General features: G+C 71.7%; 9 protein-coding genes, 2 tRNA genes and 1 other RNA gene. 7 read left to right on the top strand and 5 right to left on the bottom strand.

Translation table 11 applies throughout. The features are described 5' to 3' along the window. Positions 1-21: 21 nt before the first annotated feature. Positions 22-1,194: a tyrosine-type recombinase/integrase gene (locus tag ACIP8W_RS27070; protein WP_401957245.1), complete on the top strand. Its 1,173-nt coding sequence runs from the start codon at positions 22-24 to the stop codon at positions 1,192-1,194. Positions 1,195-1,436: 242 nt separating this feature from the next. Here the strand turns inward: ACIP8W_RS27070 and ACIP8W_RS27075 are convergent, their stop codons facing one another. Both ACIP8W_RS27075 and ACIP8W_RS27080 read right to left on the bottom strand, forming a co-directional pair. Further along, on the bottom strand, positions 1,437-2,255 hold the full coding sequence (locus tag ACIP8W_RS27075) for a hypothetical protein (protein ID WP_401957247.1): 819 nt from the start codon (positions 2,253-2,255) through the stop codon (positions 1,437-1,439). Between the two features lie 332 nt (positions 2,256-2,587). Further along, a tRNA-Ser gene (locus ACIP8W_RS27080) sits at positions 2,588-2,675 on the bottom strand. 72 nt (positions 2,676-2,747) lie between these two features. Here ACIP8W_RS27080 and ffs point away from each other — a divergent pair. The 6 genes from ffs (at position 2,748) to ACIP8W_RS27110 (ending at position 12,033) form a co-directional block, all read left to right on the top strand. Beyond that, positions 2,748-2,846: signal recognition particle sRNA small type (ffs, locus tag ACIP8W_RS27085), an RNA gene on the top strand. A 63-nt stretch (positions 2,847-2,909) separates the two neighbouring features. Further along, positions 2,910-5,141, top strand: a complete 2,232-nt coding sequence (locus ACIP8W_RS27090; RefSeq protein ID WP_401957249.1) for a DNA polymerase III subunit gamma and tau — start codon at positions 2,910-2,912, stop codon at positions 5,139-5,141. 269 nt (positions 5,142-5,410) lie between these two features. After that, positions 5,411-6,664: a phosphoribosylamine--glycine ligase gene (purD, locus tag ACIP8W_RS27095; protein ID WP_401957252.1), complete on the top strand. Its 1,254-nt coding sequence runs from the start codon at positions 5,411-5,413 to the stop codon at positions 6,662-6,664. Between the two features lie 371 nt (positions 6,665-7,035). Further along, positions 7,036-8,796 (top strand): hypothetical protein, encoded by a 1,761-nt coding sequence (locus tag ACIP8W_RS27100; protein WP_402148091.1) that lies wholly within the window; start codon positions 7,036-7,038, stop codon positions 8,794-8,796. Positions 8,797-9,393: 597 nt separating this feature from the next. Beyond that, the gene (locus tag ACIP8W_RS27105; protein ID WP_402204974.1) at positions 9,394-10,953 is read left to right on the top strand and encodes a N,N-dimethylformamidase beta subunit family domain-containing protein; all 1,560 of its coding nucleotides are present in this window, start codon (positions 9,394-9,396) and stop codon (positions 10,951-10,953) included. A gap of 180 nt (positions 10,954-11,133) precedes the next feature. Next, positions 11,134-12,033 (top strand): phosphoribosylaminoimidazolesuccinocarboxamide synthase, encoded by a 900-nt coding sequence (locus tag ACIP8W_RS27110; RefSeq protein ID WP_401957258.1) that lies wholly within the window; start codon positions 11,134-11,136, stop codon positions 12,031-12,033. A 113-nt stretch (positions 12,034-12,146) separates the two neighbouring features. Here ACIP8W_RS27110 and ACIP8W_RS27115 read toward each other — a convergent pair. The 3 genes from ACIP8W_RS27115 to ACIP8W_RS27125 form a co-directional block, all read right to left on the bottom strand. After that, positions 12,147-12,219 (bottom strand) — tRNA-Gly (locus tag ACIP8W_RS27115). Positions 12,220-12,242: 23 nt separating this feature from the next. Beyond that, entirely contained in the window at positions 12,243-12,884 is a 642-nt protein-coding gene (locus ACIP8W_RS27120) for a response regulator (RefSeq protein WP_402148094.1), read from the bottom strand. Further along, positions 12,881-14,335, bottom strand: a complete 1,455-nt coding sequence (locus ACIP8W_RS27125) for a sensor histidine kinase (protein ID WP_402204976.1) — start codon at positions 14,333-14,335, stop codon at positions 12,881-12,883. Before ACIP8W_RS27125 ends, ACIP8W_RS27120 begins: the two co-directional genes overlap by 4 nt. Positions 14,336-14,358: the final 23 nt, after the last annotated feature.

Below are 14,358 nucleotides of genomic sequence, written 5' to 3' on the forward strand. Positions count from 1 at the left end.
GACGGCAAGTGGCACGGCTACGTGACCGTCGGCGTCAAGGATGACGGCAAGCCCGACCGGCGCCACGTCAAGCGCAAGACCCGCGCCGACGCCACCAAGGCAGTCCGCGAACTGGAACGTAAGCGCGACTCCGGCACCGTCGGCAAGGCCGGGCAGACCTGGACCGTCACGACCTGGCTGACCCACTGGGTCGAGAACATCGCAGCACCACACGTAGGCGAGAACACCATCGACGGCTACCGCGTCGCCGTCTACCACCACCTCATCCCCGGCCTCGGCGCGCACCGCCTCCCCAAGCTGGAGCCCGAGCACCTGGAGCGCTTCTACGCCAAGATGCGGAAGGCCGGCAGTGCCGCCGGTACCGCGCACCAGGTTCACCGCACCGTACGCACGGCCCTCAACGAGGCGGTGCGCCGAGGTCACCTCACCGTCAACCCCGCCTCCGTCGCCAAGGCGCCACGCCTGGAGGAGGAAGAGGTCGAGCCCTACACGGTCGAGGAAGTGCAGAAGCTCCTCGCCCTGGCCAACAAGAGCCGACACCCGGCGCGTTGGGTCATATCCCTGGCACTCGGACTGCGTCAGGGCGAGGTCCTCGGGCTCAAGTGGACGGACGTCGACTTCGAGCTGCGGGTCATGACGGTCCACCGCAACCGGCTACGGCCCCGGTACCAGCACGGCTGCGGCAACCGCTGCGGGCGCAAGCCCGGCTACTGCCCCCAGAAGGTCAACATCCGACGTGAGACCAAGGACACCAAGTCCCGTGCCGGACGTCGGCCCATCGGCATCCCCGAGCCTCTGGTGCGGCTCCTGCTCCAGCACCGGCGAGAGCAGGAGCGGGACCGCAGGCTGGCCGGCGACCTCTGGACGGAGAAGGGGTACGTCTTCGCCTCCCCGACCGGCGAGCCCCTCAACCCGAACACCGACCACCACGAGTGGAAGGACCTCCTGAAGGCGGCGGGCCTGCGCACAGGCCGTCTCCATGACGCCCGTCACACGGCGGCGACCGTGCTGCTGATCCTCGGCGTCCCGGACACGGTCGTTGACGCGATCATGGGCTGGGAACCCGGCAAGTCCGCCAGGATGCGCCGCCGCTACCAGCACCTCACCAACCGGGTGCTCACGGACACGGCTGACAAGATCGGGGGGCTGCTTTGGCCCCTGCTCGCGGAACCGCCCACAGGCAGGTCGCGGTAACGGGAAAGACGCCAAGCGTGAGGGTGAGACCGCCGGGGACGACGCTCCAGGGTCTCGCCCTCGCGCGGCGCTCACCTCAGCGACTCACGGACCTTCCGCTCCCTGACGATCTTTCGTGCACCGGCTAATCGTTCAAGATCAATGAAGCAGGGAAGTAGCAGCTACCGGTGTCGTTGGCATGTCTCTTCTTGCGGCTGAGAAGCTCGTCGAGCGTGATGTGGCCATCAAGCACAAGGAAGAGATCAACGCCTTCCATCGTGATGAAGCACGTGCCGTCGGCGTAGCGTTCCCTCGCGCCCTTGGTGAAGCCATGGACGCTGATGTACAGCCCGAGTGTGTTCGTCGTCTTGCTGCCGCACCTTCTCGACGAAGCTGCCGAGGTAGTGGACTTCGACTGGTTCTTTCAGCCACTTCGCTTCCACGACGTAGACGTCGGTGTCGTACGTGATGGAGCCGTCGATCTGCTCGTAGGGCAGGCTGTAGGACAGCCGTGGCTCCAGGTCGAACAGGCGGAAGAGCCGGTTGAGAAATGGCTCGAACTCGCGTCCGGCCTTCTGGCGGTTGGGTTCCTTCTCAAGGCGCAGGAACTCGTCCTTCAGCTCGCTCAGCCGCTCGGCGAAGCTGTGTCGGCTGTCCGCGACCGCTCGGTGAGCCGTGAGGTCGCTGGCGAACTGGGCGTCGTCAGCAATCAGGCCACGGTGGCGGTCGACGCAGTTCTTCAGCTCGGAAACGGCTTCCCGTGCCTCAGCTACGAGCGCGTCGGCGTCCGGCAGTCGCCGCAGCTTGGGGAAGCTGGTCATCTCTGAGACTTCGACCATGAGCCGTAGGGCAAGCTCCGTATAGCGCGGCTCATCTGCGTGCAGACGATCCACAAAGTCTTCGGACGTCTGCCACTTGTACCCGGAGAAGTTGATTCCGGCGACCAGTTCTGGGTGACCCTTCGCCCATCGGCGGATGAAGCTTTCCAGGTCGTTCTTGTACCAGAAGATGTGCTTGAGGGCGGCCTCCAGGGCGCCGTACGCGGCCGGACTGATTGGCTTCGTGGACACGGGCTCGGCCACCCCCTTCCTGCCTCTGGCCCTGATTTGCTTGATGACCCGTCATATCAGCCAGATGATGCTACTCCGCGTCGCACCGTCTTCCGTAGCGAACGAGCGCCCTGCACCGTGGCGTGGCCAGACGGGGAAGTGCCAAGGTCCAGGGGTGGTGATTCTCGGGGCGCCATCGAGCGGAGGCAGGTGGTGGCAGCCGCCGGTTGCTCCCGCGGTGATCGTCTACGGAGTGCGTGCGGATGAGATCGGCTCGGCAACTGCAACCCAAACTGCAACCCTCAACGTCGAAGGCCCCCGCTGCGAGCAGCGGGGGCCTTCGACGTATTGCCCGGTGAGAGCAATGGCGGAGGATACGAGATTCGAACTCGTGAGGGGTTGCCCCCAACACGCTTTCCAAGCGTGCGCCCTAGGCCACTAGGCGAATCCTCCGCGGCAAACAATACAAGACGCGGGGGAGTGCTCGCGAACTCGTTCCGGGTCGGTGGGATCGGGTACTGTGTGCGGAGCCCCTCACGTGGCGCTATCTGACTGAACTCCCCCAGGGCCGGAAGGCAGCAAGGGTAGGTTGGCTCTGGCGGGTGCGTGGGGGGCGCTTGCGTTGTGGGGGGGTGGCCGGGCGGTCTTGCGGGCGCGTTGTCCGAGGGGGCCGATATCGTCGTAGGTGTGTCGTCCCTTGCGCTGTACCGCCGTTATCGCCCCGAGTCATTCGCCGAGGTCATCGGTCAGGAGCATGTCACTGACCCGTTGCAGCAGGCCCTGCGCAACAACCGGGTCAACCACGCCTACCTGTTCAGCGGGCCGCGTGGCTGTGGCAAGACGACCAGCGCGCGCATCCTCGCGCGCTGTCTGAACTGCGAACAGGGGCCGACGCCGACGCCGTGCGGTACGTGCCAGTCCTGCAGGGACCTGGCCAGGAACGGGCCGGGGTCGATCGACGTCATCGAGATCGACGCCGCGTCGCACGGTGGCGTGGACGACGCCCGTGATCTCCGGGAGAAGGCGTTCTTCGGGCCCGCGAGCAGTCGTTACAAGATCTATATCATCGACGAGGCGCACATGGTCACCTCGGCGGGGTTCAACGCCCTGCTGAAGGTGGTCGAGGAGCCGCCGGAGCATCTCAAGTTCATCTTCGCGACCACGGAGCCCGAGAAGGTCATCGGCACGATCCGTTCGCGTACGCACCACTACCCGTTCCGGCTGGTCCCGCCCGGGACGCTGCGCGACTACCTCGGCGAGGTGTGCGCGAAGGAGGGGACGGCCGTCGCGGACGGGGTGCTGCCGCTCGTCGTGCGGGCCGGCGGCGGGTCGGTGCGTGACTCGATGTCCGTGATGGACCAGCTGCTCGCCAGCACGGCGGACGAGGGCGTGACGTACGCCATGGCCACGTCCCTGCTCGGTTATACGGACGGCTCGCTGCTCGATTCGGTGGTGGACGCGTTCGCGGCGGGCGACGGGGCGGCCGCGTTCGAGGTCGTGGACGAGGTCATCGAGGGCGGCAACGACCCGCGCCGCTTCGTCGCCGACCTGCTGGAGCGCCTGCGTGACCTGGTCATCCTGGCCGCCGTGCCGGACGCGGGGGAGAAGGGGCTGATCGACGCCCCCGCCGATGTCGTCGAGCGGATGGCGGCCCAGGCGTCGGTCTTCGGGGCGGCGGAGCTGAGCCGGGCCGCCGATCTGGTCAATACCGGGCTGACAGAGATGCGCGGAGCCACCTCGCCCCGGCTTCAGCTGGAGCTGATCTGCGCGCGGGTGCTGCTGCCGGGGGCCTTCGACGACGAGCGTTCGGTGCAGGCGCGGCTCGACCGGCTGGAGCGGGGGGCGGCGGCAGCCGTCTCCACGGCGGGGGCCGCGTTCTCCGCCGGGGGCCCCGGCCCTGCGGTCGGGTACGCGCCGGGCCCCGACCCGCACGCCGCGGCCCGCGCCGCCGCCGCGGCCCAGGCGGCGGCCGAGGCGGCGGCTGTTCAGGCCGCGGCTCAGGTCGCCGCGGTCGCCCCTGCCGTACCTCCGGCGCACATGGCTCCCGTTGCCGCGCCCGCCGCGCCTGTCGCCGCACCGGCCGCGCCCGGCTCCGAGCCGCAGCGGCCCGGTGCGTGGCCCGCCGCCGCGCCGGATGCCGGGCGGCGTCCCGGCGGCTGGCCGACCGCGTCGACCCCCGGGCAGGGAGCGCCGGCGCCCGTCGCGCAGGCACCCGCGCCCGCGCCTGCACCCGCCGCTGCCGCCGCGCCGAGTCCGGGGATGACGCAGGGCGCCGGGCAGGTACGGAACATGTGGCCGGACATCCTGGAGGCCGTGAAGAACCGCCGGCGCTTCACCTGGATCCTGCTCAGCCAGAACGCGCAGGTGGCGGGGTTCGACGGGACGACCCTCCAGATCGGCTTCATCAACGCGGGCGCCCGCGACAACTTCACCAGCAGCGGCAGCGAGGCCGTGCTCAAGCAGGCGCTCTCCGAGCAGTTCAACGTCGAGTGGAAGATCGAGGCGATCGTCGACCCCTCGGGCGGTGCCACACCCCCGCCCGCCACGGGTGGGTACGGAGGCGGCGGGGCCGGAGGCGGATTCGGCGCCCGTCCCCCCGCCCCGGCCGCCCCCCCGGCGTACCCCGGTTCACCGGGCCCCTCGGCGGTCCCGGCGCCCCAGCCCCGTACCGGCTCCGGGCCCGGAGCCGCTCAGGGATCCGGAGCGAGCGAGCCGGGCGGGTCCGGCGGCGGCCCCGGGCGCCCCGAGGCGTCCCGGCCCGGCGGCGGGCCCGCGGCCGCCCCGGTGCACATGGTGGCCCCGGAGGACGACACGGCGGAGGAGGACGACCCGGACCTCGTCGACTCCGCGCTCTCCGGCCACGATCTGATCGTGCGCGAGCTGGGAGCGACCGTGGTGGAGGAATATACGAACGAGTAGGACGACGAGGAGCGGGACGGGCTCGTACGGCCGTCGTCCAGAGGTCCGTGCGAGCCCGTCCCGTGGCGCGCGGAAAGCCCGTCGCGCGGGCCCGTGCAGAGCCGTTGAGCGGGCCGTACGGGCCCGGTTCCGGCAGCTGTACGGGCCCGGTTCCGCCGGCCGGCGGGCCCCGTTCCGCCGACCGTGGAAAGCCCGTTCGGCGGATCGTACGAAGTCCGTCCAACGGACCGTACGCGGAGAGGCGCTCCGTCCGGGCTAGGCTGCCCCCCGTGAAGGTCCTTGTCATCGGCGGCGGCGCCCGCGAACACGCCCTGTGCCGCTCTCTGTCCCTCGACCCCGAGGTCACCGCTCTGCACTGCGCTCCCGGCAACGCCGGGATCGCCGAGGTGGCCGAGCTGCACCCGGTGGACGCGCTGGACGGCGCGGCCGTGGCCGCCCTCGCCACCGCGCTGGAGGCCGGGCTCGTCATCGTCGGCCCCGAGGCGCCGCTGGTGGCGGGGGTCGCCGACGCCGTACGGGCCGTGGGCATCCCCTGCTTCGGCCCGTCCCGCGAAGCGGCCGAGCTGGAAGGCTCCAAGGCGTTCGCCAAGGACGTGATGGCCGCGGCGAACGTCCCGACCGCCCGCAGTTACGTCTGCACCACCCCGCAGCAGATCGACGACGCGCTCGACGCCTTCGGCGCGCCCTACGTGGTCAAGGACGACGGTCTCGCGGCGGGCAAGGGCGTCGTCGTCACCGACGATCTCGCGGCGGCCCGCGCGCACGCGCTCACCTGCGACCGCGTCGTCATCGAGGAGTTCCTCGACGGCCCCGAGGTCTCGCTCTTCGCCATCACGGACGGCGTGACGGTCCTCCCGCTCCAGCCCGCGCAGGACTTCAAGCGCGCACTCGACAACGACGAAGGCCCCAACACGGGCGGCATGGGCGCGTACTCCCCGCTCCCGTGGGCCGATCCGAAGCTGGTGGACGAGGTCCTGGAGACCGTCCTCCAGCCCACCGTCGACGAACTGCGCCGCCGTGGCACGCCCTTCTCCGGGCTGCTGTACGCGGGCCTCGCGATCACCGGCCGAGGCGTGCGGGTCATCGAGTTCAACGCGCGCTTCGGCGACCCCGAGACCCAGGTGGTCCTGGCCCGGCTCAGGACCCCGCTGGCCGGTGTCCTGCTGGCCGCCGCCGAGGGGAACCTCGCGGCCCTGCCCCCGCTGACCTGGCGCGACGACGCCGCGGTCACCGTGGTCGTCGCCTCGCACAACTACCCGGACACCCCGCGTACCGGCGACCCGATCGAGGGCCTCGCGGACGTCGCGGCGCAGGACGCGCCCGACGCGTACGTACTGCACGCCGGGACCCGGCTCGACGACGGCGGTACGGTCGTCAGCGCGGGGGGCCGGGTGCTGTCCGTGACCGCGACCGGCAAGGACCTGACGCAGGCCCGCGAGCGCGCGTACACCGCGCTGGGCCGGATCGGGCTCGCGGGCTCCCAGCACCGTACGGACATCGCGCGGGTGGCCGCGGAGGGCTGATCCTCTTGTCCTCTCATTGGGCTGATCGGGATCATTGGGCTGATCGGGGCCCGAGCCGCCAGGCAACCATGGCGGCTCGGGCCCCGTCCCTTTTCCCGTGACGTGCCGTGAGCGATGTGCCGTGAGCGCGGTGCCGCGGTTGTGTCGTGCGGTGCCGTGTCGTGCGGTGCCGTGTCGTGTCGGTGTACGTGACCAGAGCCATTCCATCGGGTGACGGTTGGGCCATCCGGATGACGCGTCCCCAGGCTCCAACTAGGGTGCGGCGCATGCGTTCCGGCACTTGGCCCACCGGCATTGCGATGTCAGTGGTGGGTGCCACAGTGGGGGAGTGAGCAACGCCGGCCGCACGGCAGAGGGGGTGAGGTCCGACCATGTCCAGTTCCAGTTCCAGTTCCAGTTTCAGCTCCACGTCCGGTCCGGGTTCCGGGTCCAGCCCGGGTTCCGGGTTCGGTATCGGTGATGAGCTGGGTGCCCAGGGCGCCCGGGTCCGGGCTCTCGCCGTGCTGCGTGTGCGCGGTAGGGCGCTGGCCGTGGCCCTGCTGCCCACGGCCGCCGCCGCGGTGCTGCTGACCGGCGGGGTGACGGGCCATATGCGCGGCGCGGGCTGGGACGCCGCGCGCTGGGCGGTGACGGGCTTCGCCGTGGCCGTGCTCCTGGTCGCCGCCGCGGTGGCGGCCGTGGTCGCGCGCGCCAGGCCGGCCCTCAGCCCCACCGTCCCGGTGCCCGAGCAGGCCGCCCCCGATCTCTACCGGCTGGTCCGCGACCTCGCGGAGCGCCTCGACGTGCCCGCCCCCTCCGCGATAGCGCTGACCCCGGACTGCGACAGCTGGCTGGAGGACCGTACGCACCCGGGGCACCCGGACGCCCACGCGCGCCCCCACCTGCCGTCCGGCGCCGGCGGCAGGCGCCGCCGGATACCCGCCGCGCCCGTCCTGGTCATCGGCTCGCCCTTCCTGTGGTGGATGCGGGTCGCCGAGCTGCGCGCCGTACTCGCCCCCGTCGTCGCCGGTACGGGACCCTCGGCGCACCCGGACATAGCCGCGGCCCGCCGCTTCGTGCGCGGGCTCGACGCGGCGGTCGCCGTCGCGACCCGCCCCGGCCAGGGGCTGCCGCGCCGGGCCGGGCTGATGGTCGTCGGCCGGCTCGCGCGCCTGCTGCTGCGCGCCTGCGGCGAGCACGCCTCGCTGATGGAGCGGGGCGTCGCGGCAGCCGCGTCCGAGCGCGCGCAGGCGGTGGACTACGGGCTGCGGATCGCCGCCCAGGAGCAGGTGGGCCTGGCCTACGCGGGCTGGGACCGGCTGCTCACGCGCGTCGCGCTGCCCGCCTGGCGGATGGGCCGCTGGCCCGCCCGGCTGGACGCCGGTGTGGTGTCGGCGCTCACCGAGCTGTCCCGGCGCGACCGGCTGGCCGAGGGCTTCGCCTCCCGGCTCGGCGAGCGCCCGGCCTGCGACCTGCTCGAAGAACCGGGCGCGGTCGACGAGGCCACCTCCCTGCTCGCCGCCCGCCTCTTCCATGGCGGCCCGGCCGAAGCCGGACCCGACTGGTCCCCGGTGGACTGGCAGCAGTATCCGGAAGAGGTCGTGGACCGCAAGTGGCGTACGGAAGCGGCCAGGCTGCACCGAGTCCTGGACGGCATGGGCGTACGGCGCTCCGCCGACCCGGCCGGCTCCGCCCCCGACCCCGGGCCGACCCTGGCCAGGGTCGTGGACCACCTCTCGGGGCCCGACGGCGGAGGCGGCGAGATCGGCGACGCCCTGGCCGCCGGGATCAGCGCCGAGCTGGCCCGCGAGGAGGCCGCGGTCCCGGCCGCCCCGGCCGAGGCCACGGGCGACACCGTCGCGCTCTGGGGCACCGACCCGCTGCCCCTCTTCCCGCTCCAGCCGCCCCGCACCGGCCGTGAGCTGCTCGCCGACCATGTCACGGCGATGGTCTGCTGCTCCGCAGTCGACACCGCGGGCGCCGCCCCCGGTCTGGACTGGCTCGACGGCCCTGCCCTCCTCGTCGACGGCGAACGCCGCGCGGAGCTGGGCGGCCGTGTCCTCAGCCTGGTCGAATCCGGCGACCCCGAGCCCCTCCGGCTCTGGCTGGCCTCCCTGGGCGTCCGGGCGGAGAAGCCGGTACGGCTGGTGTAGCCGCCGCCCCGCCAGTCGCCCCGTCGGCCGGCCCACCAGCCGCCCCGCCAGTCGCCCGGCCGGCCCACCAGCCGGCCCGAGCGGCGCGTCCGGCCCGAGCGGCGCGTCCGGTGCGGCGGCCCGAGCGGTGCGGCGGCCCGAGCGGCGCGTCCGGTGCAGCGGCCGAGCGGCCCGAGCCGACCACCCCCGGCCCGCCCGAGCTGCCCGGCCCGAGCGGCGCGTCCGGTGCAGCGGCCGAGCGGCCCGAGCGGTGCGGCGGCCCGAGCGGCCCGAGCGGCGCGTCCGGTGCGGCGGCCCGAGCGGCCCGAGCCGACCACCCCCGGCCCGCCCGAGCCGCCCGGCCCGCCGCCCCCCCGACCGCCCTTTATCACACCCAACATCCGGATCGTCACATTCCATTTGCTCCGGCTTGCTTCAATTCGCGACGAACGGTGACCGATCGCGCGCTTTCTGTGATGTGCTGGGAGTCGGTGCCGGCAGCAGGCCGTACCGACGGCCGCTCAAACGGTCGTACGGACGGCGCGTCGGCGCGCGAATCGACGGATGGATCAACGTCCGTGCCATCTGGGGGCGCGGGGCTCGGAGGAGGGGCGCACCATGGGGGCGGACCAGATCCGGCGGTGGGAATCGGGCGCTCTCGCCCACGCGGTCAGCGATCCTTTCGGCCAGGGCCCGCTGCCCTGGCTGCGCGGCAGCGAGAACTACTTCGACGACACCGGCCAGCTCATGCCCTGGTACGCGGACCCGACCCTGCTCGCGGGCCGCAGCGGCGGTCCCCGTACCGCCGACGACGTACGCCGTCAGATCAAGGGTTTCTCCTCGACCGGCGCGGTCGCCCCCGGCGAGGCGATCGACTTCCACATCACCGTCGACCCGCCCCAGCAGTTCTCCGTGGACATCTACCGGATCGGCCACTACGGCGGCGAGGGCGCCCGCAAGATCAGCACCGGCCCGCGTCTTTCCGGAATCGTCCAGCCGCCGCCGCTCGCCGCCGACCGTACGGTCTCGTGCCACCACTGGTGGCAGTCCTGGCGGCTCCAGGTCCCCGACCACTGGGCCCTCGGTGCCCATGTCGCCGTCCTCACGACGGTCGACGGCTACCGCTCGCACATCCCCTTCACCGTCCGCGACAGCCGCCCCGCCGATCTGCTCCTGCTGCTCCCCGACATCACCTGGCAGGCGTACAACCTCTATCCCGAGGACGGCCACACCGGCGCCAGTCTCTACCACGCCTGGGACGAGCAGGGCCGGCTCCTCGGCGAGCAGGACGCCGCGACGACGGTCTCCTTCGACCGCCCGTACGCGGGCGCGGGCCTGCCCCTCCATGTCGGCCACGCCTACGATTTCATCCGCTGGGCCGAGCGCTACGGCTACGACCTGGCCTACGCCGACGCCCGCGATCTGCACGCGGGCCGCGTCGACCCCACCCGCTACCGGGGCCTGATCTTCCCCGGCCACGACGAGTACTGGTCCGTCCCCATGCGCCGGACCGTCGAGGACGCCCGGGACAACGGCACCTCGCTCGTCTTCCTCTCCGCCAACACCATGTACTGGCAGGTGGAGCTGGGCCCCTCCGCTTCCGGGGTCCCCGACCGCCTTCTCACCTGCCGCAAACACCGAGCCCCGAAGCGCACCCCCAAACGCGACACCGCGACTCGCGACGCGACAACCCGTGACACCGCGACCCGCGACGCGACAACCCGAGGCATCGCCCCCCGCTCCCACGGCCGCTCCGCCCTCTGGCGCGAGGTGGACAGACCCGAGCAGCAGCTCCTCGGCATCCAGTACGCGGGCCGCGTGCCCGAGCCGCACCCCCTCGTCGTACGGAACGTCGGGCACTGGCTCTGGGAAGCCGCCGGCGTCACCGAGGGCGAGGAGATCGAGAACCTGGTCGCGGGCGAGGCGGACCGTTACTTCCCGCGTACGGCACTGCCCGAGCACCAGGACCGGATCCTGCTCGCCCACTCCCCGTACCGCGACTCCGAGAACACCCGCCGCCACCAGGAGACCTCGCTCTACCGAGCCCCCTCCGGCGCCCTCGTGTTCGCCTCGGGGACCTTCGCCTGGTCCCCGGCGCTGGACCGCCCCGGCCATGTCGACTCCCGTATCCAGCGCGCGACCGCCAACCTCCTGGACCGGATCTGCAAACGCGACTGACGACACGACCAACGACGCGACCAACGACGCGACCAACGATGCGACCAACGACACGACTGGCGACACGACCAACGGCAGACAGCGGCTGTCCACAGTTGCCCACCCCTGCGAACAGGTACTTCCGGCATACGGGAGAATCAACGCGATCTCCCAGATCGGACAGAACCACGCGGAGGAACCGTGTCCGGATTCGTAGAAAAGCCCGAGCCCCTTCAGGTGCCGGGTCTGGTGCATATCCACACCGGCAAGGTGCGCGATCTGTACCGCAACGAGGCGGGCGACCTCGTGATGGTCGCCAGCGACCGTATGTCCGCGTACGACTGGGTGCTGCCCACCGAAATCCCGGACAAGGGCCGGGTCCTGACCCAGCTCTCGCTCTGGTGGTTCGACCAGCTCACCGATCTCGTACCGAACCATGTCATCTCCACCGAAATTCCCGCAGGCGCCCCCGCCGACTGGGAAGGCCGCACCCTCGTCTGCGAGTCGCTCCGGATGGTCCCGGTGGAGTGCGTCGCGCGCGGCTACCTCACCGGCTCGGGGCTCGCCGAGTACGAGCAGACCCGCACCGTCTGCGGACTCGCGCTCCCCGAGGGGCTGAGCGACGGCTCCGAGCTGCCCGCCCCGATCTTCACCCCCGCCACCAAGGCGGCGGTCGGCGAGCACGACGAGAACGTCTCGTACGAGGAGGTGGCCCGCCGGCTCGGTGCGGAGGAGGCGTCCCTGCTGCGCAGGACGACCCTCGACGTGTACGGCAGGGCCCGCGACATCGCCCGTGACCGGGGCATCATCCTGGCCGACACCAAGTTCGAGTTCGGCTTCGACGGCGAGCGGCTGGTGATCGCCGACGAGGTGCTGACCCCCGACTCCTCGCGCTTCTGGCCGGCCGCGAGCTGGGAGCCGGGCCACGCGCAGCCGTCGTACGACAAGCAGTTCGTACGAGACTGGCTGACCTCACCGGCCTCCGGCTGGGACCGCAGGAGCGAGCAGCCGCCGCCCGCGCTCCCTCAGGAGATCGTCGACGCGACGCGCGCCAAGTACCTGGAGGCGTACGAACTCCTCACGGGCAACACCTGGCGATAGCCGATAGCCGATAGCCGATAGCCGATAACCGACTGTCGGCTGATAACCGACAGCCGACAGTCGGACTGCACGAAGAAACCCCCGGCCGACCCGACCGGGGGTTTCCTCATCCGAGCGGACGACCAGGTTCGAACTGGCGACCTCAACCTTGGCAAGGTTGCGCTCTACCAACTGAGCTACGTCCGCGCTGCGCCGTGGCGCGAGGCCAACTATACCCAACCCCGACGACGGGCGAGACGCACCGCCGTGTGCCGGTTCTCCGCCCCCAGCTTGGCCGCCGCCGACGACAGGTAGTTCCGTACGGTCCCCTGCGACAGCGACGCGTGCTCCGCGATCTCCGCGATCGGCGCCCCGTCCGCCGCCAGCTCCAGCACCTCGGCCTCCCGCGCGGTCAGCGGCGAGTCCCCGGCCGAGATCGCGTCCGCCGCCAACTCCGGGTCGACGAAACGGCTTCCGGCGTGCACGGTACGGATGATCTCGGCGAGTCTGCGGGCGCTCACCGTCTTCGGTACGAACCCCCGCACCCCCGCCGCCAGCGCCCGTTTCAGATGGCCTGGGCGGCCGTGACTGGTCACGATCATGGTCCGGCACTCGGGCAGCTCGGCCCGGATCGATGTGGCGACCTTCACACCGTCCGCGCCCGGCATCTCCAGATCCAGCACCGCCACATCGGGCCGGTGCGCCCGCGCCATCGCCAGCGCCTCGGGCCCGGAGGCGGCCTCGGCGACCACGACCAGATCGTCTTCGAGCGCGAGCAGCGCGGCCAGCGCGCCCCGGATCAGATGCTCGTCGTCGGCGAGGAGGACACGTACCCGAGGCGGAGGTGCGGGAGCCGGTTCGGCGGTCGTCATAGCGCCTTCTCGTCGTAGTCGGGCAGGCCGGGCAGGCCGGGCAGGCCGGGCGGCTCGGGCAGGGAAGAAAGAGGTACGGGTACGGATACGGCCCCGCCCACCGGCAGCGGAACCCGCGCCGTCAGCCGGAAGCACCGCGAGGCCGCAGCCGACGCAGCCGACGCAGCTGACACAGCCGACGCAGCTAACGCAGACGAAGGGACAGAAGAGGCAGAAGAGGCAGAAGAGGCAGAAGAGGCAGTCGACGCTGCCGAAGGGACAGAGAAGGCAGTCGACGCTGCCGAAGGGATGGACGAGGCCACCGCCCCCGCGTCCAGCGTGCCGCCCAGCGCGGCCAGCCGCTCGCGCAGCCCGTCGAGCCCGGAGCCCCGCGACGCGCCCTTGCGGAGGGCCGGGTCCGGCATCCCGTCGTTCTCCACGACCAGCACGGCCATCCCCGCCCCCCGGGGCTCCGACAGCTGTACGGTGCACCGCTGCGCGTCCCCGTGGCGCAGCACGTTCGTCGTCGCCTCGCGCACCACCCACCCCAGCGCCGACTGCACCTCGGCGGGGAGCGCCGCACCGTCGTCCCCCTCGACCCGGCAGTCGATACCGGCGGCGGCCAGGACGCTGCGGGCGCCCTCCAGTTCGGTGTGCAGGTCGGCTTCGCGGTAGCCGCGTACGACCTCCCGTACCTCTCGCTGCGACTCCTGCGCGATCCGCTGCACCTCGGTCATCTGGTCGATGGCCTCGGGCCGCCCGCGCTCGGCCAGTTGTACGGCCAGCTCGCTCTTGAGGGCGATCACCGCGAGATTGCGGCCCAGGACGTCATGAATGTCCCGCCCGAACCGGAGCCGCTCCTCGGTGACCGCCAGCCGCGTCTGCACCTCGCGGGCCGCGTCCAGCTCCCAGACGACATCGACCAGCCAGGCCGAGAAGAGATAGGCGCTCACCAGAAGGAACGTCATGGCACTGACGCCGGCCGTATGCAGCGCGGCGGCAACCCAACCCAGGCCGAGCAGCAGGGTGATGACCGCCGCCCCGCTCACCGTCCCCACCACCGACCACACCCGCTGGGCCGTGGTGCGCAAGCCGAGCGAGATCGCGGCCAGTCCGAAGCCCGGGATCCCCATCAACAGCAGGGCGAAGCCCGAATCCTGGGGAACGACATCGGTCGCGCGGAGCGCGATGAGCGTGATCAGCCCCACCGCCGAGAGTGCGGCCGTGCTCACCAGCAGTTTTACGGGACGGGTGCGCCTCCCGAGCCGCCAGTCCATGGCCCGGGACACCAGGACGGCGCAGAGCACGGCGTGGACGAAGAGGAACAGCCACAGCCACGGCCCGGCCGCTCCCATCAGCACGACGTTGCTGCCGAACAGGCCGACCTCGATGCCCACGATGGACGCGAACGTCCAGCGTGTGTACAGCTCGACCCTGGCCATCTGGGTCCTGGCCCGTCTGTGGCTGGTCATGCTCAGGGACAACCACTCCGTCA

Source organism: Streptomyces sp. NPDC088554 (genome assembly GCF_044752945.1).
Taxonomy (GTDB): Bacteria; Actinomycetota; Actinomycetes; order Streptomycetales; family Streptomycetaceae; genus Streptomyces.

Excerpts from the sequence above, each read along its gene's own strand:
- ACIP8W_RS27100 (WP_402148091.1), top strand. The coding sequence starts at position 7,036 with ATGTCCAGTTCCAGTTCCAGTTCCAGTTTCAGCTCCACGTCCGGTCCG.
- ACIP8W_RS27105 (WP_402204974.1), top strand. The coding sequence starts at position 9,394 with ATGGGGGCGGACCAGATCCGGCGGTGGGAATCGGGCGCTCTCGCCCAC.
- ACIP8W_RS27120 (WP_402148094.1), bottom strand. The coding sequence starts at position 12,884 with ATGACGACCGCCGAACCGGCTCCCGCACCTCCGCCTCGGGTACGTGTC.
- ACIP8W_RS27125 (WP_402204976.1), bottom strand. The coding sequence starts at position 14,335 with ATGACCAGCCACAGACGGGCCAGGACCCAGATGGCCAGGGTCGAGCTG.